18 protein-coding genes are annotated in these 19211 nt (G+C 55.0%); 15 read left to right on the top strand and 3 right to left on the bottom strand.

Going from position 1 to position 19211, the window contains the following annotated elements; all coding sequences use genetic code 11:
- The first annotated feature begins 63 nt into the window (after nt 1–63).
- Together ACYSMN_RS06970 and ACYSMN_RS06965 are read left to right on the top strand one after the other, a co-directional pair.
- Nucleotides 64–717, top strand: coding sequence for a rhomboid family intramembrane serine protease (locus ACYSMN_RS06970; protein ID WP_488923131.1), 654 nt, complete (start codon nt 64–66; stop codon nt 715–717).
- Nucleotides 718–769: 52 nt separating this feature from the next.
- Entirely contained in the window at nt 770–1084 is a 315-nt protein-coding gene (locus ACYSMN_RS06965) for a PLD nuclease N-terminal domain-containing protein (protein ID WP_488923130.1), read from the top strand.
- Between the two features lie 70 nt (nt 1085–1154).
- Here ACYSMN_RS06965 and ACYSMN_RS06960 read toward each other — a convergent pair whose 3' ends face one another.
- The gene (locus ACYSMN_RS06960; protein ID WP_488923129.1) at nt 1155–1778 is read right to left on the bottom strand and encodes a DUF2939 domain-containing protein; all 624 of its coding nucleotides are present in this window, start codon (nt 1776–1778) and stop codon (nt 1155–1157) included.
- Between the two features lie 126 nt (nt 1779–1904).
- Here ACYSMN_RS06960 and ACYSMN_RS06955 point away from each other — a divergent pair, with 126 nt between their 5' ends.
- On the top strand, nt 1905–2756 hold the full coding sequence (locus ACYSMN_RS06955) for a glycerophosphodiester phosphodiesterase family protein (RefSeq protein WP_488923128.1): 852 nt from the start codon (nt 1905–1907) through the stop codon (nt 2754–2756).
- Nucleotides 2757–3053: 297 nt separating this feature from the next.
- Entirely contained in the window at nt 3054–3524 is a 471-nt protein-coding gene (locus tag ACYSMN_RS06950) for a hypothetical protein (protein ID WP_488923127.1), read from the top strand.
- Nucleotides 3525–4636: 1112 nt separating this feature from the next.
- Here the strand turns inward: ACYSMN_RS06950 and ACYSMN_RS06945 are convergent.
- Together ACYSMN_RS06945 and recF are read right to left on the bottom strand one after the other, a co-directional pair.
- Nucleotides 4637–4954, bottom strand: coding sequence for a DciA family protein (locus tag ACYSMN_RS06945; protein WP_488923126.1), 318 nt, complete (start codon nt 4952–4954; stop codon nt 4637–4639).
- A gap of 81 nt (nt 4955–5035) precedes the next feature.
- Nucleotides 5036–6163, bottom strand: a complete 1128-nt coding sequence (recF, locus tag ACYSMN_RS06940) for a DNA replication/repair protein RecF (RefSeq protein WP_488923125.1) — start codon at nt 6161–6163, stop codon at nt 5036–5038.
- 68 nt (nt 6164–6231) lie between these two features.
- Between recF and pdhA the strand changes: the two genes are divergently transcribed.
- The 11 genes from pdhA to ACYSMN_RS06885 all read left to right on the top strand — a co-directional run bounded on the left by pdhA (nt 6232) and on the right by ACYSMN_RS06885 (nt 19046).
- Nucleotides 6232–7431 (top strand): pyruvate dehydrogenase (acetyl-transferring) E1 component subunit alpha, encoded by a 1200-nt coding sequence (gene pdhA / locus ACYSMN_RS06935; RefSeq protein ID WP_488923124.1) that lies wholly within the window; start codon nt 6232–6234, stop codon nt 7429–7431.
- Between the two features lie 50 nt (nt 7432–7481).
- Entirely contained in the window at nt 7482–8255 is a 774-nt protein-coding gene (locus ACYSMN_RS06930; RefSeq protein ID WP_488923123.1) for a tetratricopeptide repeat protein, read from the top strand.
- Nucleotides 8256–8434: 179 nt separating this feature from the next.
- The gene (ribH, locus tag ACYSMN_RS06925) at nt 8435–8911 is read left to right on the top strand and encodes a 6,7-dimethyl-8-ribityllumazine synthase (RefSeq protein ID WP_488923122.1); all 477 of its coding nucleotides are present in this window, start codon (nt 8435–8437) and stop codon (nt 8909–8911) included.
- Nucleotides 8912–9157: 246 nt separating this feature from the next.
- On the top strand, nt 9158–9541 hold the full coding sequence (locus ACYSMN_RS06920) for a TraR/DksA family transcriptional regulator (RefSeq protein ID WP_488923121.1): 384 nt from the start codon (nt 9158–9160) through the stop codon (nt 9539–9541).
- A 180-nt stretch (nt 9542–9721) separates the two neighbouring features.
- Nucleotides 9722–11593, top strand: coding sequence for a pseudouridine synthase (locus tag ACYSMN_RS06915; protein ID WP_488923120.1), 1872 nt, complete (start codon nt 9722–9724; stop codon nt 11591–11593).
- 110 nt (nt 11594–11703) lie between these two features.
- Nucleotides 11704–12447, top strand: a complete 744-nt coding sequence (locus ACYSMN_RS06910; protein ID WP_488923119.1) for a type III pantothenate kinase — start codon at nt 11704–11706, stop codon at nt 12445–12447.
- Entirely contained in the window at nt 12434–13780 is a 1347-nt protein-coding gene (gene bamG / locus ACYSMN_RS06905) for a BamG family beta-barrel-assembly machinery protein (protein ID WP_488923118.1), read from the top strand. The genes ACYSMN_RS06910 and bamG overlap by 14 nt, the downstream gene beginning before the upstream one ends.
- Before the next feature lie 7 nt (nt 13781–13787).
- On the top strand, nt 13788–14390 hold the full coding sequence (lptC, locus tag ACYSMN_RS06900; RefSeq protein WP_488923117.1) for an LPS export ABC transporter periplasmic protein LptC: 603 nt from the start codon (nt 13788–13790) through the stop codon (nt 14388–14390).
- A gap of 8 nt (nt 14391–14398) precedes the next feature.
- Nucleotides 14399–14662, top strand: coding sequence for a hypothetical protein (locus ACYSMN_RS06895; RefSeq protein ID WP_488923116.1), 264 nt, complete (start codon nt 14399–14401; stop codon nt 14660–14662).
- A 123-nt stretch (nt 14663–14785) separates the two neighbouring features.
- Nucleotides 14786–16906 (top strand): peptidylprolyl isomerase, encoded by a 2121-nt coding sequence (locus tag ACYSMN_RS06890; protein ID WP_488923115.1) that lies wholly within the window; start codon nt 14786–14788, stop codon nt 16904–16906.
- A 322-nt stretch (nt 16907–17228) separates the two neighbouring features.
- The gene (locus tag ACYSMN_RS06885) at nt 17229–19046 is read left to right on the top strand and encodes a tetratricopeptide repeat protein (protein WP_488923114.1); all 1818 of its coding nucleotides are present in this window, start codon (nt 17229–17231) and stop codon (nt 19044–19046) included.
- Nucleotides 19047–19211: the final 165 nt, after the last annotated feature.

Below are 19211 nucleotides of genomic sequence, written 5' to 3'. Positions count from 1 at the left end.
TCCTCACGGTTTGAAGTGCTTAAGCAGCCTGAAATCTGCTTTTCTTATTTTTCCCTCTTTCGTATGCCCTTCCTCAATCCAGCCCTCGTGCTGATTGCCCTTACTGCGGGCATTTCCATGTATGCCTGGTCGAATCGCCAGCTCATGGCCAATTGGATCTTCAGTCCCTACCTCGTGCAGCAGCGAGGGCAGTGGTACCGGTTCCTGACGTCCGGCTTCCTACACGCCGACCTGACGCACCTGCTCTTCAACTTGTTTGCCTTCTACTCCTTCAGCCCCATCGTGCTCCGCGAGTACGCTGGCAGCTACGGCCGCGGCGCGGGTATTGGGTGCTTCCTGCTGTTGTACATAGGCGGCATTATCGTGTCCGATATTCCCACCTTCCTTCGCCACCGCCAGAACCCTGAGTACCGCAGCTTAGGCGCCTCGGGGGGAGTGTCGTCGGTGGTGTTTGCTAGCGTGCTGCTGTTTCCAGTGGCTCCGGCAGGTCGCGGCATCTACATCTTCCCGCTGCCCATTCCCATTCAGCCCTTCGTGTTCGGGTTGCTGTACCTAGCCTATTCCTACTACATGGGCCGCCGCCAAGCCGACAACATCAACCATGATGCTCACTTTTATGGTGCCTTGTATGGTGTACTGCTCACGTTGATCTTGATGCCTTCATCGGCGCTGGAATTTTGGCAGCAAGTTCAGGAATATTTAACTAACTTGTTGTAAGTCAAAGTTTTAAATAGAAAACAAGGTCGCTAAATATCTATTGGAGAGGCGAATGCGTAAAGAACCCGCAAAACCAACCCTCTCCAATCCCATGAACACACCTGCTTCTGTTGCCAATCGTCTGGCAGTTCGTCTTCTACCGCTGACTTTAGCGTTTACTACCCTCTTGAGCAGCTGCTCCGGCCGTCGGTCTAATGGTTCTCTCAACATTCTTGGGGTTCTCTACTTAGTTCTAGCTGTAGTTGCTGTACTGAGCCTAATCAAACAAGACTGGTCGACGGGTAAGAAAGTTGTTTGGGGCCTTGTCATTTGGTTCTTTCCTTTTCTAGGCTCCATTATCTACTTCTTATTCTCCGGGCGCCGCTAGTGGTCCATAGCACCCAATAAAAAAGGCCCCGACACGCATCCGTGTCGGGGCCTTTTTGTTAGTAGCCGAACTACTTCTTATCGAACATTCGCTTCTTTTCTAGTCGCGCCACGTGCTTGATCAATTCGCCGGAGTTAGTGATTTCTGTTACCTGCCAATGGTCACCGCGGTTGCGCATTTTCAGTTCTAGTACCAGCGTCGTATCGTATTTGGGCTGCGTGAATTCCAGCCCTACCAACGCCTGGTCGCCCTGCTCGTTCACATACTTGATGTCTTTGAACTCGCTGTCGGGATTCACCACTTTGCTGGCCACGCCCATCAACGAAACATTAACCAGCTTGTCCGGACGCGCCTTAGCCGCGGCTTCAACCGAGCCGGTTTCGATATAACTCTGCACTTCCTTGTGCGCCGCCTGCGCTAGTTGGGGTTTCAGCAGCCGAAGAGCACCTTTGAACACCATGCCACCGGGGTTGAGTATTCCCAACGCACCCGCCTGACTCGTTATCTGGTCTACGAGGCTCCCCGTCACACTACTTACGTCCACGTACCGCTCAAAAGTTGGCAGGTCGTGGGTACGGACGGCGTTAGCGGCTTGCATCAAGGCATATTTGGGTCCTGCTTTCAGACTTTGATAGTAGAAGTAGCCACCAACTGCCAGCGCCACCAGTACAAGTAAGATCAAGATTTTCTTCATGGAGGAGTAGGAGAGAAGTTTGCTCGCGAAAATACTGGTTTGAGTCCGGCTTACCGCCTGTGCCTTTGCTACGCCAGAACAGAGTCGCTGCGTCGTCTGTTGCAGCCGCAGCTTCGTAGCGTACTCATGCTCATGTCTCCAACCAACCTATTCTCGCCACCAAAAGTGGAAGTGCACGGCCACCGTGGCTGCCGAGGCTTATACCCCGAAAACACCTTGCCCGCGTTTCTGCATGCCGTACGTCTTGGAGTCGACGTGCTAGAACTAGACGTGGTGCTGTCGGCGGATAGGCAAGTAGTGGTTTCCCACGAGCCTTGGATGAACTCCGCCATCTGTCTTGATGCGCAACAGCAGCGTATTCCTCTTGATGAGGAACAGCAACACAACCTCTACCAGCTTCCCTACGCCACCATCCGGCGCTACGACTGCGGCCAACTACAGCATCCTGGCTTCCCCGAACAGCGGAACCTACCAGCCTACAAACCCTTACTGCGCGAGGTGGTAACCGCCGCTGATGCGCTGGCTAGAGACCTTAGCCGCTCGCCAATACGGTTCAGTATCGAAATCAAAAGCACACCGGCAGGAGACTTATATTATCATCCGGCTCCTGCCGCCTTCGTGCAGATAGTGCTGGCCGAGTTGCAGGCGTTAAACATTGCGTCGCGCACCACTCTACTTTCTTTCGACAAGCGCATTCTTCAAGAGGTCCGGCGGCAACTACCGAAGCTTGCCTTGTGCTTGCTCGTGGAAGACGACATACCACTGGAGCAGCACATCCAAAGCTTAGGTTTTGTACCCGAAGTATATGGACCGTGCTACGAGTTAGTGTCATCTCAACTGATGGCAATTGCCACGCAGCAGTCTATGCGAGTAGTACCCTGGACCGTGAACGAACCAGCTATGATGAGCCAGCTATTGCAGCTCGGAGTAGCAGGCATAACCACTGATTACCCCAACCGACTACTTGCCATTCTGTAGCTCTTCGTGGTAGGAGAACAGCAAGCAGATGTAATGACTCCTGAGACAGAACAATGGCCTGTATGCTCAAGCGTACAGGCCTTTTCCTTTTTGATCTGCCTGCACGGAGAAGTAGCCGCGAGGCACGTTGAGCGGTGTTACAAAAGATAAACGAAAATATGCTCCAAAGAGGCTGATTTGTAATGTTTATCTCGTGTTACACAGGCAGCGTTACATCGTAACATGTAACAGGATTACACGTATTGTATCTGTAACACGCTTTACAGTTGTAATGTATTTGTTTATGTTACGCAGAGTGTGTCACAAACTGATTTACACACCGGACATTGTTTTGTGAATCACATTTGTCATATTTACACCCTTGATCCCCCCCGCTTACATATGCCACATCAAGGCGAAATCCTGCAAGAAGCCATCAAAAACAGTGGTATTTCCATCACGCGCATCGTGGATGGGCTTGGTATTACACGCCCTACTATTTATCGTAAATTTAAAGAAGAGACACTTGATTACGATTTCGTAAAAAGAGTGGGCGACATAATTGGACATGATTTTTCACAAGACTTTACATCGTTACAACAGGCGTCTTTGCCATTTGTAACACAGCGAGTTGGTGTTACACCTTTACAATCTGTAACACCTAAGGTGTCCGCGTTACAACAGCCTGAGCCAGACTGTGCTAAACAGCTCACAGCACTCCAAAGCAAGTACATTGCCCTGCTGGAAGCTTACAATGAGCTCCTAGTGAAAGTGTATGGCCCCCGGTGACAAAATTGTTCCACGTGAAACATTTCTGTCAGCCTAACAGTAGCGTCGACTGTCCGATTTATAGCTCACAACCCCAGCTATAGACCCCAATCCAGTGGATAGAGGTAGCTTGATATTTACAGGCTCGGTAGTGTGTTACGGACAAGGGATAAGCACGCTCTCCGCCGCGAATTCAGACAGAAAAGAAGTTAGTGATCCACTTATATAGGTAAAGGCACACTCCTCAAACGAAGTATAAAAACGATGGCAGAGATGGATGGGCAATGCCAGGTGTGGGAGCGAATTAAGCTCTGCGCAGTAGCGTGAAAATCATTCCCACGAATGACTACCCACAGGTAATTATAATTGCGATAACACCACTAATCTATAACAAGGCGCGAGCCATATGTGAAGCATAGATTCACTCCATCATGCCGCTGATTAGGACTAGTATCTGTAGGGGTTAAAGGGGGAGCTGAGGTATAAGTGGATTGCTTTTAGTGCCTATTGATGTTTAAAAACGACAAGCACGGTAGCTTCTATAATTTGTGTCGACGATTCGCTGGCTTATCCTGAATAATAAATAGTAGAGCGAAGCCAAAGCACGAAGCTTGCCCCTGGACTCTATGATTCTAGCGTGTGTGGGAAAAGGAAAAAGTAGAAGGTTGTTCATGCAGAGACAATACCAAAGCGTCTTGCGTATTAACATTGGGTGCAATTGACTCCCAGACGGGAGGCGCTTCGACAGCCTTTATCTGATGGCTTTATGTTGAACAGCAGACTTAACTGGCCACATCTATGCAGGCACTGTTTGCTGCAACATCATCGCGAGTTAGTCAAGGTATCGCTGAGACGACGGTAGCAGATTATCTCTGGTCAGCAGCTACTTTGAGATACATACTATCACTCACAATCAGTATGCCTTTCCTTAATCAGCTAAAGAATGGAGGGTAGGAGAGTTGTTGTATGTGCTTTCGCCTGCTCATTACTTGTGAGATACGAGACAGCAAGAAGCAGTAAGCTTTGCCCCGTATAGGAAGAAGAAGGAAAGTTTGCTACAGCAAAAAGCACACTGTCCTCGGCTATGCCAGTGTAGTGAAAGCATGGAGGGCAAATGGCTTAGCAAGCCACCGCTATAGAAATACCACCTCCTTAATTACAACTTCCCCGACTTCCGTGTTAATCATATCAAGCACTCGGGTTTTTGCCATTACTAGCTCGTGCTTGAGGGGAGCTGAGCTGAGCCGAACGAAGAGTTTGCTATTGCTAACGTAGACCTCCTGCGTCTTCAAGGCAACTGCTTTCCCCATGATCTTTTCCCAGCTTGCTACCACCGTTACTTCGTTCAGCTTGCCCTGAAGCCGATATGCCTTTAGCAACGCTTTGATACTATCCTTGAGTGGAACAATATCGGCTTTGCGCGAATTTTCTGGGGAATTTGGTTTTTTCACGAACAAGCTCTAGAATAATGCGCGGGAAAGAGCCGCGTCGACTTTCCAGCGAGAACCTAAAGATACGGTGCGAGTAGCTGCTTATAGCGCGCTAACAGTGCCACTTTCGACACGAAACCGACTGATGTGCTCAGTGAGGTTGGCAAGGGCCTTATCCGTGCGGTCTAGATGCGTATCAGTTAAAAAGACTTGGCCGAATGTATGGTCCGCGACGAGTTGCAACAGCCGAGTGATGCGCTTCTCATCGAGCCGGTCGAAGATGTCGTCGAGCAGTAGTAGAGGCTTGTGTTGCTTGCGCGCAACGAGCGTTTCAAACTGAGCCAGTTTTAGTGCGATGACGTATGACTTCTGCTGTCCTTGTGAACCGTAGCTCTTAACCGGGAGCTCGTCCATCAAGAACACGAAGTCGTCTTTGTGCGGGCCAATAGTGGTGCGCTGCAACGCTAGGTCTTTGCGCTCCTGTACGCGGAGTAGCTTCGCAAAATCAGCCTCTGGTAGCTGACTCTTATAGGAGAGAGTAACTACTTCCCGGCTGTCGGCGAGTTGCTCGTAGTGGCGCTGAAAGATAGGCGTGAACTCAAGCAGGAATTGCTGCCGAGCTGCTACAATCTTTTCGCCAGCGGGCACTAACTGCTCATCTAACACCAAGAGATATTCCCGGTCGTAGCCGCCTTGCCGCTCCGCCGCTAGCTTCAACAAGGAGTTGCGCTGCCGCAGAATGTGGTTGTAGGAGATAAGCAACTCCAGGTACTCGTGGTCGAGCTGGGAGATGAGACTGTCGAAGTACTTGCGCCGCTCTTCACTGCCTTGCCGGATAAGGTCCGTATCGTAAGGAGAGATGAGGACGGCGGGGTAGCGGCCGACGTGGTCGGAGATACGCTCGTACGGCTGCTTGTCGTGGGTCACGGCTTTCTTCTGGCCGGCTCGCAAACTCACCTGGATAACTTCACTGCTGGGCGCTGCATCGTTGGGCTCCGGCTGGTTTTGAAAGCGGCCTTTGACCACGAAGAACTCCGAGTCTTGCTTGATGCTTTGGGCGTCGACGGAGGTGAAAGCACTCTTCGTCAGGGAGAGGTAATGAATGGCGTCTAGCAGGTTGGTTTTGCCACTTCCATTGTCGCCGACGAAGCAGTTGATGCGCGGCGAAAGGCGCAGATTCGCTTCGTCGTAGTTTTTGAAGAACAGCAAATGCAGGCTTTCGAGTATCATGCTTGGGGTTAGCAATTGCAATCATTTTACGTACTTTCGCATCCCAAACGCGAACAACTGAAAGCAAGATGGCGGAGACGAAAGTAAAGGCTGCCCCGGCGGCTTCCAATTCGGCAAAGAAAACGTCGGCGAAGAAACCCGCAGTCAAAAGCGGCGGCGATGCTGTTGCTGACTCAATCGAGAAGCAGCAGCCAGACCCGGTGTTGCCCCCAACGGACGCGGCTATTGAAGCTGCTACGAAAGGCAAGGTGAAAACGCCGAAAGCCACGACTCCTGCCAAGCCTCAGTTTCCCAAGGAAACCTACCTGCGCTGGTACGAGCAGATGCAGCTCATGCGTAAGTTTGAGGAGAAGGCGGGCCAGCTTTACGGTCAGCAAAAGATCAAGGGTTTCTGCCACCTCTATATCGGGCAAGAAGCCTGCGTAGCCGGTGCCGTGTCGGCCCTGAAGAAAGACGACAAGTGGATTACGGCTTACCGGGACCACGCCCACCCGCTGGCTCTGGGCACCTCGCCCAACGCCATCATGGCTGAGCTATTCGCCAAAGCCACGGGCTGCTCGAAAGGCAAGGGCGGCTCCATGCACATGTTCGATAAGGAAGTGAACTTCATGGGTGGCCACGGCATTGTGGGGGCCCAGGTTCCGATGGGCGCGGGCATTGCCTTCGCCGAGAAATATAACAAGACCGGCAACCTCTGCATCTGCTCCATGGGCGATGGTGCCGTACGCCAAGGTGCCTTGCACGAAGCATTCAACATGGCGATGCTGTGGAAGCTGCCCGTCATCTTTGTAGTAGAAAACAACGGCTACGCGATGGGTACTTCGGTACAGCGCACTTCCAACGTGACGGAACTGTACACGCTGGGAGAGGCCTACGATATGCCTTCGGAGCCGGTGAATGCCATGAACGTGGAAGACGTGCACAACGCCGTAGCCCGCGCCGCCGAGCGTGCCCGCGCCGGTGAAGGTCCCACGTTCCTGGAGTTCAAAACCTACCGCTACAAGGGCCACTCCATGAGTGACCCAGCCAAGTACCGCACCAAAGAAGAGCTGGAAGATTACCGCTCCCGCGACGCCATCGAGTCCGTGCGCCACACCATTCTGACCCACCAGATGGCAACTGAAGAAGATCTGGTTGTCATTGATGAGCGAGTGAAAGCCCAAGTGCAGGAGTCGGTGGATTTCGCCGAATCCTCTCCTTACCCGACTGCCGACGAGCTGTTCAAAGACGTCTACGTACAGCAAGATTATCCTTACATCCACGACTAAATCTGCCGCGGACTTTACCCGGCTTCGGCCGCCGTTCTTAGAAACCACTCATGTCGAAAATTCCTTTCACGGGTAAAACGCCCGGAGCCCGTCAGCCCCAAAATCCCGTTTCGGCTGACCCGCTTGCCAACGAAGCTTATGCTCCCGCAGCCCACCCGCTGCTGGAAGATCCCGATGCACTAGCCGACCGACTGGCTGAGTCGGAGGACTTTATCCGCCGCAATAAGAACGTGCTGCTAGGTGTGCTGACGGTACTGGTGCTAGCCATTGTGGGAGCCTTTGCTTTCTACACGTGGCGCTCGTCGCAAGACGGCAAAGCGCAGGCCGCCATGTTTCAGGCAGTGAATTACTGGGAAGCCGACTCACTGAAGAAAGCCATGAAAGGCGACGGTCAATACGTCGGCTTGGAGTCGGTGGCAAACGAATACAGCGGTACGAAGGCCGGCAACTTGGCCAACTTCTACGCTGGCGTGGCGGCTCTCAAGCAAGGGCAGTATAAAGCCGCTGCTGATTATCTGGAAGACTTCTCCTCGAATGACTTGCTGGTGCAGGCCCGCGCTTACGCTTTGCTAGGTGATGCCAACCTGGAACAGAACAAGTACAAGGAAGCCGCCGACTTCTACAACAAGGCGGCTAACCACAACGCCAACGAGCAGTTCACGCCCGGCTACCTGCTGAAAGAAGCAACGGCCCGCGAATTGGCCAAAGACTACGAAGGCGCCATCAAGGACTACGACCGTATCGTGACGGAATATCCAGCTTCCTTCGAAGTAAACGAGGCCCGTCAGTATAAAGCCCGCGCCGAAGCCCTGAGCGGCAAATAAAGTAAGCGTTGATTCTTGCAAACTGCACTCTTCTGAAGATAGAAGGGTGCAGTTTGCATTTCGGGCTAAGCCTAAAGCCAAACTCCTGACTCAGCCAATTACCGTTTTTGGCAGCCGCTACGCCAAACAATTCGGGATTTAACCGATTAGCACCTCAACTCATCAGCACATCATCAAACATGGCTACTGCCCTCAAAAATCTGAGCGATTACAATTCCGACCATTTCACTGATATCTCCGAAAAGCGTTTCGGGCTGGTAGTGGCCGAATGGAACCGGGAAATAACCGATACGTTGGCGCAAGGTGCTTATGAAACCTTGCTCAAGCACGGCGCCAAAGAGGAAAACATCTTCCGCAACACCGTGCCCGGCAGCTTCGAACTGACTCTAGGAGCCCAATTTCTGGCTCAGCACGAGGAGATAGATGCTGTCATTTGCTTGGGCGTGGTCATCAAGGGCGAAACCAAGCACGACGACTACATCTGCCACGCGGTAGCCAACGGTATCACCAACGTCGGCTTGAAATTCAACAAGCCCATCATCTTTGGACTAGTAACGACAAACACGCTGGAGCAAGCCTGGGACCGGGCCGGTGGCAAGCACGGCAATAAGGGCGTGGAAGGCGCAGTAGCCGCCATCCATATGCTAAGTTTCTGAGCCATAGCTGCCGAGCTAGCTACGCAATGATGGAACTAGCACGGGTAATTGTCGGACAAAAGCGTAGCTTTGCGCGCGAAAAAGCTGGGATGGCTAGCGTATTCTTCAGAATACAGCGCTACGAGGAGAAAGGCAGGATAAACTAATTTCTGAACTCTCCTGTTAGCGCGATACCCGAGGAGTTCGGCTCGCTTTTCCAGCAACATCTTCTCTCTTCCATTTTTAGTTTACTTTTCCGACCCCGACATGAGTGACGAAACCATGCGCTATTCCAGAGAGGATTTGGCTGAGTTTGAGCAAATCATCCAGGATAAGCTGACCGCCGCCCGCAAAGAGGTTGCTTTCATCAAAGAAACTCTGAGCCGCAAAAACGATATGGGCACTGACAACACGGCTTCTTCATCGAAAGTGTTGGAAGACGGCGCCGATACGGCCGAGAAAGAAAGCCTGAACCAGCTGGCGTCGCGCCAAATGAAGTTTATCCAGCAGCTAGAAAATGCTCTGGTCCGCATCAAGAATGGCACCTACGGGGTGTGCATTGGCACGGGCAAGCTGATTCCAAAAGAGCGTCTGCGCGCGGTACCTCACACGCAGCACTCCATTGAAGCCAAAATGGCCCGCCGCGACTAAAGTCGACCTCTACTCATTGCAAAGCCCGGACCACCGGCTGGCCTGCCATCTGCGCAAGCCAACCGGTGGTCCGGGCACTGTTTTCTGGTCTTGCTCGTTGTGAAGGCGCCAAAACCGGTACCTACCTAGCATCACAATTTTCACCTGTCCCGTAGCGATACGGCACTCATCCTTGCAACCATGGGCAAGAAGCACAACGCCGGTAACCCGGCCGGCCGTCGAAGCCGCACCGACCGACCTTCCAGCAACCCGAGTGGGTCTGGCTTTTATCAGAAATTTACTGCCCCCCGCGGTGGTAGCGACCGGCCAACTGGCGGCGCTCCACGCTCTGGTGGCGACAATCGGGAGCGGACCGGCAACAACCGCAACAGCGACAACTCCAACCGGGGTGGGGGAGAGTTCTCGGGCCGGCCGTCTTTTGGCCGAAGCTCTAGCGCCCGTCCCGAAGGATTTGGTGGCCCGAAGAAATTTGGTGGAGCCAGCCGGCCTGGTGCTGGCAATTACAGCCGGGGCAGCGAAGGAGGATTTGGCGGTGGCTATCGGGGCCGCGACAATGATGGCGGCAACCGCCCACATGGCAACCGCGCAAACGAAAGCGGCCGGTCCTTTGATCGTAACGCTCCTCGCCGCGACGATGACCGCCGTGGCAACAATTTCGATGGCGCCCGTGGCAACGACGAGCGGCCCGTCCGCACGTTTGCACCCAAGAAGACTTGGGAAGGTCAGCCGTACCGACAGGAGGGCCGACCAGCCGTACCACGCGGTGCTGCTGGCGAGCGCAACCGAAAGTTTGTTAAAACAGACCCGAATCAACGCGACGAGCCAAGCCGCTTCACGCCGCGCGAAACAAATGTTGAGCGGCCAAACCGCGACGAGAATACCGGACCCGACCGGGAAATCCGGCCGGCGCGTCCTTTCGATTTCCGGGGGCGCCCAGAAGGTTTCGATGATCAGCCAGCTCCTCGCCGGGAGCGGAATGAGGAGTCTAGCGAACGGCCACGCGGCAGTTTTGGCGAGCGGCGCGAAGGTGGTTTCGGCAGCCGCAGCACCGGCGAACGGAGCGGCTTCGGTAACCGTAGCTTTGGCGACCGAAAAGAAGGTGGCTTCGGGGCCAGCCGGAACTTCGGCAGCCGCGACGCCCGACCAGAACGCCCCTCCAGCGCCCGCCCGGAACGGCCGGCTCCGGCCCGGTTCGGGCGCGATGCGGCTCCCTCTAACCGGGCCGACAAACCCAAGTACGGTGAAGTAGCGGGCCAAGCTCCCGACTATAAGAACCTGAAGTATTACGAAGAGGACAAGACCCGCGGCAACAAGCGTCGGCGGCAGGAAGAAGATGCAGACAACGGAGAGCTGCGTTTGAACCGCTACATCGCCAACGCTGGGGTGTGTTCCCGCCGCGAAGCCGACTCGCTGATTGCAGCCGGCGAAATCAAGGTGAATGGGCAAGTGGTGACGGAAATGGGCTACAAAGTGCAGCCCACGGATACTGTGCAGTACGGCAAAACCAACCTCAACCGCGAGAAGCTGGTGTACGTGCTGCTCAACAAGCCCAAAGACACCATCACGACCACCGAAGACCCGGAAGGCCGCCGCACGGTAATGGACCTTGTCAAAGAATCTTCGAAGGAGCGCATCTTCCCGGTGGGCCGCCTAGACCGTAATACCACGGGCCTGCTGCTATTCACGAATGATGGTGAAGTGGCGCAGAAACTCTCGCATCCCTCGCACCGCAACAAGAAGATCTACCAAGCGGAGCTGGATAAACCGCTGACCGAGGAGCACCTGCGCCAGATTGCTGAAGGTGTGCAACTGGAGGACGGCAAGGCCGAAGTAGACGACGTGGCCGTAGTGGCTGGCAACCCGCATTTCGTGGGCATCGAGATTCACATTGGCCGCAACCGCATCGTGCGCCGCATTTTCGAGCATTTAGGCTACGATGTGGTGTCGCTGGACCGGGTACAGTATGCGGGTCTCACCAAGAAGGACCTACCCCGTGGCAAATGGCGCTTCCTGAACGAGCGGGAGGTTATTCGGTTGAAGTATTTCATGTAAGACGCAACCGCCGGCTTGCGGGCTGGCTCTTGGGAAAGAGAAGTTGGAATGCAGACTGCCTAGCAGTCCGCATTCCAACTTCTCTTTCCCATCATCTCACTGCTCCCAATTTGCGCACGCTCACTCTCGATATTGGTAACACGGCCGTGAAATACGGCTGCTTCGAGGACACGGTGCTCCAGGAAACGGCCACTGGTCAAACCAAGGAGCAGCTTGTGGCAGCTGTCCGGCGGTTGCAGCCAGACCACGCCATTGTGGCTTCAGTAGCGGTGCCAACAGCGGAGTGGGCCGATATGCTACGGCCGGAGTTGCGTGGAGCAGTGCTGGAGTTCAACTCAGCTACCACACCGCTGCCGCTGCACAACGCCTACGCCACGCCCCACACCCTCGGTGCCGACCGGCTGGCGGCGGCCGTAGGTGCGGCCTGGCTGCGGCCCGGCCACGACACGCTCATAGTAGATGCCGGCACAGCTATCAAGTGTGACTTTGTAGAGGGCGGGCATACGTTTCGGGGCGGCAGCATTGCGCCGGGGCTGAGTATGCGTTTTCGGGCGCTGCACGCGTTTACGGGGCGGCTACCGTTGGTAGAGATGCCAGAAGACGCAACCTCGGCCATTCCCCTCACCGGCGACGATACGCTATCTGCAATTCGGAGCGGGGTACTGAACGGTGCCGTGGCGGAAGTCAACGGATTCATTGCCAATTACCAGCAGCGCTACCCGGCGCTTGGCGTGGTGCTGGCCGGCGGCGACGCTCCATTTTTTCAACCCCGGCTGAAAGGCCGTATCTTTGGCATTCCGGAGCTCGTGCTGATTGGGCTCCACCGAATATTGGCATACAATGTTGAACTCTAAATACGCCGGGCTGCTGGGACTGACGCTGTTGGGCCTCGGCACCGCAACCCGCGGTTACGGGCAAGGCCTCGGCAATTCTCCCTATTCCCGCCTCGGACTAGGCGAAACCTACTTCAATACGGGCGGCGTCCGGCAAATGGGAATGGGCGGCGTCGGCTTGGCTGCTCCCAACGGCGTACACGTCAACGAGCTGAACCCCGCCTTGCTGTTTTATATGAACCGCACCACCTGGGAAGCTACGGCGGTAGGGCAGTACAAAACGGTAAGCAACAACCTTAGCTCGCAAAAAACGGGTAGTGCCAACCTCAACTACCTGGCTTTGGCCATACCGCTGTCTAGCCGCTGGGGAGCCGCTATTGGCCTCAAGCCCTACAGCGCCGTCGACTACGAATCGATAGAAACGCGGCGCGTCAACAATAACCCGACGCTGGCGCAGGAACTCAACCAATACATCGGCACGGGCGAGCTTTCGGAAGCCTACATGGCGCACGGCGTACGAATAGCCAAAGGCTTGTCGGTGGGGGTGGCGGCTTCTTATATTTTCGGGAGCATTGATCAGTCGACGGCGACACAAGTGGTGCCCGACGTGGTGACTAGCCCCGATGAGCTGGACAGAACGGTTCGGTTGGAGCATGTGCACTACTCGGACTTCAAGTTTCGGGGCGGAGCGCACTACCGCAGCAAGCTCACCGATAAGCTCAACTACAACGTAGGCGCTACTTACAGCCTTCAAACCAAGCTCGGCGGCGACCGGACCCTGACTTTGGACCGGCAAGCCGCAGCCGGCAACCAAATAGCACAAAGCATCGTGCTAGAGAATGGTACTGGCAGCGCCACAATTCCTGCCTTAACGCAATTCGGTATCAGCCTCGACAACAACAAGAGCTGGTCGATCAACGCAGATGTAGCCCGGCAGGAGTGGTCGAAGTTTAAAGCCTTCAACGAAACTGGCGGCACCGCAGGCGTGGCGCTAAACGACACCTGGCGGGTTGCCGCAGGCGGTGAGTTTTCGCCCGATCCTGGTTCCGTTGACAATTACTTCCGCCGCGTGACTTACCGCGCTGGTGTTTCGGTGGCGCAGCTGCCGTACCGCCCGGGCGGTGACGTACTCTACGATCGGGCAGTGAGCTGGGGCTTCTCGTTCCCGGTTTCGGCCACGGCTCTGGATGCAACCACACTCAACCTCGGCTTCACGTACGGGCAGCGCGGCAACACAGACACCCGCTCGTTGAGCAACGGCGCAACGGAGCGCAACGTAAAGGAAAACTACATCCGCGCCCAAGTGGGTATCTCGCTCAACAATCGTTGGTTTATCAAGCGCCGGATTGAATAAGCGCCGTATGCCTGCCCAACACCGGAACCGTGTTACCCAGCCCTTGCTGGCACTACTGCTAGGCGTGGGGCTGACTCTGGGCAGCTGCCAGAAGTCGGACCCGGCGGCGCAGAAAAAGCCGATTGAATACAAAGGACCACTGCTGGAAACCAGCAACGTGCTAACGCTCTACAGCGACTCGGCCAAGTTGCAGATCAAGTACATGGCGCCGCTGGAACAGCAGTTCGAGAATGGCGACAAGCTCTACCCGAAAGGCATCGACGTGACCTTCTATACCGAAGGTGGTGCGAAGGTGCTCAATACGCTGCGCGGCAACTACGGCCGCTACGACAAGGCCAAAAACCTGTATTTCATTCGGGGCGACGTGCGGGTGAGCAATGAGGAGAAGCAACAGTCGATGAAGACCGAGGAAATGTACTTCGATCAGGCTAAGCAGCGTATCTACAACGATACCACCATAATGGTGCGCATCCAGACTCCGACCGAGGTGCTGACGGGCTACGGCCTGACGGCCAACCAGGATTTTTCGCGCTATACCATTCTCAAGCCGGTGGGAGTATTCTCTATCGATGAGCCGGCGGTGAAGCCCACTCCGGCGCCTAATAAATAGCTTTTTGCATGAACCGATTCTGGGCCCCGGGCCTTGGGCGCACCATCTTGTTTTCGTTGGCTGTTGTCTCGTTCGTCATCGGCACTTACCAAACGGTGTTGCGCATGGGCGACGAAAACGCGCTGCTCGACAACTACTGGCTGTTCATGATTTCATTTGTGTGCGTGCTGCTCTACCGCTACACAAAGCCGCGGACGGAGGCCAAGCCACCCCAAAAGTCAGAGCCCCAAGCTGCTCGCAAGCCGGTGCCTCGCAATAAGCGCCGCAAGTAGGAAACGAAGTTGTGAAATGAAGAAGTTGCGCGGATTAGCCGCCGCTTCATTTCACAACTTCGCCTTTTTCTGGTTATTTTGCGCTCCATTACGCTTTTTCATACTGCGCTTTTTTTCAAGTAAATGGCTTTAATCAACACGATTCGAGAAAAATCAGGCTGGGCCGTGGGCACCGTGGCCATCGGCATGCTGTTCTTCATCGTGGGCAGCGACCTCATTGGAGGGAAAAACCGGCTGTTCAACCGCAACGCTAACGTAGTGGGCGAAATCGCCGGCGAAAAAGTAGAGGTCGAGGATTTCAACAAAACCCTGGAGCAAGCCAAGCAGGCGTTTGCGCAGCAGCAAGGCCGCCAGCCCGACGAGCAAACAATGGGCTACCTGCGCGACCAGGCCTGGAACCAAACGATTTACCGCATTGCCTTCCAGAAGGAGTTCGACAAGCTTGGGCTGACCGTATCGGACGAAGAGCTAACCGACATGGTGCAGGGCAAAAACATCCACCCTAGCATCCGGCAGGCTTTCACCGACCAGAAAACCGGCCAGTTCGACCGCGCCAAAATTATCGAATACCTACAAGGTCTCGACAAGCTGCCCCCGGATGCTCAAGCGGCGTGGCGCAACTTCGAATCCAACCTGGGGCCGGAGCGCATGGGCCAGAAGTACAACAACCTCCTCAAGCTCAGCTCTTACGTGACCACCGCCGAGGCCAAGCGCTTCGATGAGGACCAGAATACAAAAGCTTCAATGCGCTACTTGTTCGTGCCATACTTCTCCATCTCCGACTCGGCGGTGAAAGTGACGGACGACCAGCTCCAGGCCTACCTCGACAAAAACAAAGGCCGCTACAAAGTGGAAGATGGCCGTACCATCGAGTACGTGAGCATCCCAGTGATAGCCTCCAAGGAAGACAGCGCCGCTATTCGCCAAAGCGTCGACCAGCTAGCTACGCAGTTTGCCACGGCCCCGAACGATTCGCTGTTCGTAAACCTGAACTCCGACCAGAAATTCAACCGCGCCTACGTTTCGCCGGCCGAAATGCCCGAGAAGCTGCGCGAGCAACTGCCGCTCACGGTAGGCAAAGTGTACGGTCCCTACGCGGAAAACGGCACGATTAGCCTCTTCAAAGTAACGGGCGAGAAGGCCGGAGCGCAGGCTGCTGCTCGTGCCAGCCACATCCTCATCAAGGCCGATGGCACTACGCCCGAAGCTGATGCTGCTGCCAAGGCCAAGGCTACCGACGTGCTCAACAAAATCAAGGGCGGCGCCGACTTCGCTACGATGGCTCGCCAGTTCGGTACTGATGGCACCGTAAATACGGGTGGCGACCTGGGTTGGTTTACGCAGGGCCGCATGGTGCCAGAATTTGAAAAAGCCATTTTCGGCGCCTCTTCAACCGGCCTGTTGCCCAACCTGGTAAAGACCTCGTTCGGCTACCACATCGTTAAAATCACGGCTCCCAAAACCACGAAAACTTATCAGCTGGCGGCCGTGCAAAAGAAAATTTCGCCTTCGGAGGCCACCAGCGAAGCCGCCTACAGTAAAGCTCAGGCGCTGAAAGGCGAAGCCACCAACCTAGAATCCTTCCGTAAGGCGGTAGCCAAGGATAAAACGCTGCAAAAGCAGGAAGCTAAAAATCTCGGCCGCAACGACCGGGCCGTGAACAATCTGCAAAACGCCCGCGAAATTGTACGCTGGGCTTATGGTACCGCTGCCAAGTCAACCAAAATAGGCGACGTATCGGAGGTGTTCGACATGAACGACCAGTACGTAATTGCGGTGCTGACCGGTGAGCGGAGCAAGGGCACTGCCGACGTAGCTAGCCTGAAACCGGAGTTGCAAGCCGCTGTTCGCAACGAAGAGAAAGCCAAGCAGATCATTGCCAAGCTGAACGGTAAAACCGGCACGTTGGAGCAAATTGCGGGCACATACGGCTCGCAGGCCCAAGTGAAAACGGCCGAAGGTGTGGTACTCGCAACGGGCACTATTCCCGGTCTTGGCAGCGAGCCGGTAGCCGTAGGTAAGGTGTTTGGCCTGAAAGCTGGTCAGAAGTCGGCTCCCATTCAGGGCGAGCAAGGCGTGCTGATTGTGGAGCCCGTGAGTGTGCAGATGCCCACCGCCGCCACCGACGTAGCCGCCGTGAAAAAGCAACTGGCCACCCAGCGCCAAGGTCGTGCCGATGGGCTGATTTACGAAGCCGTAAAGAACAGCGCCGACATCAAAGACGAGCGGAACAAGTTCTTCTAAACCTTGCCCTACTTCGTTAAAAAGAAAGCCGCTCCCATAGGAGCGGCTTTTTTGTTGATCGGGTGTTTAGCTCAGCCGCTAGCAGTGAATAGTGGAATGGCCGTATGCTTCAGTTTCAAGTCTACTATTGACTTGCTGTGCGTAGTTAGTCAACAGTAGATGCTCTTGCTTATCGGCTAAGCTAAATAGAAGATGATTTCCCTGTCTCACTTCTCACATCCCTCTGTCCTATATCATCAATTAGCGTCTTTGTCCGTATTTTCCTGTCTATCTTGAAATGAATCTGGCTGCTGAGCCGTTTGCACCGAATATGCTCCATTGTATGCGTCATTTCCGTCCTGTACTGTTCTCCTTTCTGCTTTTAGCCACGACGCCTGCGCAGGCCCAGCAGGCACCAGAAGGAGGGAATATTTCACTAGCCAAAGAGTACACGCGCAAAGGCGAGCACGAAAAGGCAGTTTTCTTGTTTGCCAAGCTGCCCACTGAAGCGCAAACGTCGGCTTCTGTGCTGCCCGATTATTTGCAGTCGTTGCAAAGTCTGAAGCGCTACAAAGACGCCGAGAAGCTGGTGAAAAAAGCGCTTCGCCAACACCCCGAAGAGCCTGCCTACGGCGTGACGTTGGGTGCCGTGTATGCCGCAGCCGGCGATGAAGCAGCGGCCACCAAGCAGTACGAAAAGGTTATTAATCAGCTTACTACAGTGCAGGCAGTCACGATAGGCAGCGAATTCAGCCGCCGCAACTTGCCGGAGTGGGCCGAGAAAACCTACCTGCGTGGCCGTGAGCTAGCCAAAAACGACACCGAATTTGGCCCGCAGCTCGTGCAGCTCTATACGCAGAATGGCAACTCGGAGAAGCTGATGGTTGAAACCTTGCGGCTGGTAGGCGACGATGAGCGGCAGCTGCCCTTCGTGCGCAACATGCTTCAGAACAGTTTGCAGGACGATAAGAGCTTCGAGGCCCTGGAGCGTCAGCTGCTCACCAACGTGCAGAAATATCCCGAGCGGACCGTGTTCAGCGAGCTGCTGCTCTGGCTACAGGTACAGCGCCGGGACTTTACCGGGGCGCTGGTGCAAGCCAAAGCCCTCGACCGGCGCGGCCGCACCGAAGGTAGCCGCGTGATGGATATTGCCGCCATTGCTCAGCAAAACAAGGACTACGAAAGTGCCATCGGAGGCTACGAATACGTGCTGCGTGAGTACAAAGGCGGCCCATATTACGCTAGTGCGCGTCAGCGCCTCGTGCAAACCCGCGAAGCCCAGGTGCGCGAAACTTACCCCATCGACCCCGCCAAGATTCGGACTCTGATAGGGGAGTACCAGCAAGTGCTGACGGAGCTGGGCCGCACTCCCCAAACGGCCGCCGTGCTGCGTAGCATGGCCGTGCTGCACGCGTTTCAACTCGACGAGAAGCCGGCAGCCATCAAGCTGTTGCAGGAAGTAATTGACATGCCCCGCGCCAGCCTCGACGTGGTAGACCAAGCCAAGATTGACCTGGCCGACATCTATCTGCTACGCGCCGAGCCCTGGGAAGCCACCTTGCTGTATTCGCAGGTGGAGAAGTCCCACAAAGACTCGCCGCTGGGCTACGATGCCAAGCTGCGCAACGCCCGTCTGAGTTACTTCGCCGGCGACTTCAAGTTGGCCAAAAGCCACCTCGACATTCTGAAGGAAGCTACCAGCCGCGAAATTGCCAACGACGCCATGCAACTCTCGTTGCTCATCACCGACAACACGGCCATGGACACGGCCGGAGTAGCCCTGCGCGACTATGCTAAAGTGGAACAATTGGTGTTCCAAAATAAGCTGCCCGAAGCCATGCGTGGCCTCGACGCACTGTTGCAAAAATATCCCGGTCATTCCTTACAGGATGATACCTGGTTCCTGAAAGCCCAGCTTCAGCGCCGCACCGGCGACTACAAATCTGCCGTGGGCACACTGGAAAAGATAACCGCCAACCCCAAGTACGACGTGCTCAGCGACGATGCTCTGTTCCTGCTAGCTAGTATTCAAGAAGAAAACCTCCAGGATAAGGACCAGGCCAAGACGCTCTACAATCAGCTGCTGGTGAAATATCCGGGCAGCATCTATGTAGCCGAAGCTCGCAAACGGTTCCGCAAACTACGCGGCGACACCCTATAAGACTGTCATTCCGAGTGGAGCGAGGAATCTGAGATACTATAGTGGAGGCTAACCCAGATTTCCCGCTCCGCTCGGCATGACAATCGTTCGAAATCAGTACATCAACCCATTAGAGAGGATGTATTGGCCATAATTGCAGAGGAACTCACGGAGGTTGAACAATGG

The organism is Hymenobacter sp. M1-2, from assembly GCF_057808495.1.
The sequence above is the reverse complement of the archived record's forward strand: the minus strand, read 5'-3'. Positions and strand labels throughout refer to the sequence as shown.